Annotated in this window: 1 protein-coding gene; it reads right to left on the reverse strand. The window is 45.4% G+C overall.

All coding sequences use genetic code 11. From position 1 onward, the window contains the following. Positions 1 to 330 precede the first annotated feature (330 nt). Positions 331 to 1,653, reverse strand: a complete 1,323-nt coding sequence (locus F6K51_RS36555) for an NF041680 family putative transposase (protein ID WP_293030880.1) — start codon at positions 1,651 to 1,653, stop codon at positions 331 to 333. Positions 1,654 to 1,880: the final 227 nt, after the last annotated feature.

The following is a 1,880-nucleotide window of genomic DNA, read 5'->3' on the forward strand; positions in this document are numbered from 1 at the left end:
TCGTTGGCTTGATACCGGTTTATCTTCTTTTCCTTTCGGAATTTACGATGTGCGGTTTGTTTCATATGCCAGAGACTATCACGTGTTCCGCTCATATCGCAGCTTTTATGATAATTCCTCCATCCACCTGGAGTTTAGACTATCAAGCAGAGAAAGGAGAGTATAGGAAGTAAGTTATCCTATTCGCTAGGCTAACCTAGCCAACCATGAGGGAAATTTTCACAAACTAGAAAAAAAGGCAGACGACAAGGATTGACAGACACACAAAAACGTTTCCGCCCCTCAACAAGCCGGAAAATCAAGCCATTAGGTCAAAAAACTGAGACTTAACTAACTCGTTCTTCGCTTTTTCCTCGTCTTTTTCCTTCTGGTTATGCCCTTTTTCACCAGAGGATAGACAGTACGTTTGTTTCTCTTAGACCCAGTAAGCCAACCAGGAGACTTTCCACGTACTTTGGGGAAACTAGCAGGAGAACCAATCACCGCCAAAACTCCTCCCATTGACTGGGCAACCCTTCCTGGAGTGATTTCCTCTGCACTCAGAGATTTCTGCCAAGGTCGAGGTTGGTCTTGGACAAGAGTACGAGCCAGCCATAACTGCCAAGTTATTATTGGCATCAAATCACTCCACCTTTGCTCCCGTTCAGGAGTAGAAAAACGAGGTTTAAGCCAGTGTAACCTCTGCTTGGCGAATCGATTCCAATGATCTACAGTAAATCGTCGTCGATAGTCACGCCAAATAGTTGAGACCGGGGGTATGGTTTGACCGAGCCAACACAACCACATCGGTTGGAGAGCTCGACGATGGGGATACTTACCTTTTACTTCCACCCGAATCACTTCCATCCCATGGCTTGGAGATTGCCGAAAATGTAGATTACTCCAACGCCTCAAGATCACCTCACCTAATTGAGGGTCATCAATAGTTAGTTGTTCGGTCGGTTGTGACCAAGTATCTGGGTCACTCAATTTAAATTTTTGTCCATGAATTTGGGGACGACCCTTACCCTGATAGGCTGGTGGTGCACCCCATAAACAGCGATTAGGACGCAAGCGCATCAACTTGTCCGCAGGTATGTCAGCAGTTTGAACGACGAACGAAGCACATCCATACTCACTGTCCCAAACTGTAATTGGTCTACTCGGGAGTAGTAAACAGACTTGTTCGAGCTGAGCTGCTGCTTTGCTTATGGGTGTGTCGAAACTGGTGATTCTTTCATGAGTCAGGGGTAAAGCCCAACTACCTTTGTGTTCTGGTACCCAAGCGATGGTGCTGTAATCATGTCCTGGGATGACTGGTTTGTTGCCAATGGTTTTTCCGGTCGAATGTACGTAGCTACGGTCACAAAGAGTTTTTGCTTCTGGCCGTGGTCTGGGGGTATGATCTCCTGCTAGCAATGGTCGCTGGATGTCTGACATCTGGGAAATGTACAGTTCCATTAATTGGCTGGTGTCAGGACGAGTGTCTTTGATGGCTTCGTAGATACTTGACCAACTTCGGCGAAATGCTGGACACCTTGACAGCTCTGGATATGAGCATACCTCTTTAGTGAGGATGACTGCATCCATTAACTCGAAGGTTGCATCCTTAGCTTTTCCTAAACAATTATAGGCTGTTTGACGAAATTGTTGGAGATTATCGAAAATTGTCATGGGTAGATGTGGAACATTGCCTATTTCTGATCATCTACCATCCGGTAGTCTGCGTTCATTGCAGTCTACCTTTTTTTCTTGTTGGTGAACCTCTTCTCTTCTTATTGGGGGTACTAGTTAGCATCGTTGATACGAAAACTAGTTTCCTTCCCCACTGTTTCTGTCTGATTTAGTCTAAACTCCAGTTAAAGCATTCGCCAATTAAATAGGGATGTCCGCCTACTAAC

The sequence above is a fragment of the Moorena sp. SIO3I8 genome (genome assembly GCF_010692325.1).
Lineage (GTDB): Bacteria > Cyanobacteriota > Cyanobacteriia > Cyanobacteriales > Coleofasciculaceae > Moorena.

Excerpts from the sequence above, each read along its gene's own strand:
- F6K51_RS36555 (WP_293030880.1), bottom strand. The coding sequence starts at position 1,653 with ATGACAATTTTCGATAATCTCCAACAATTTCGTCAAACAGCCTATAAT.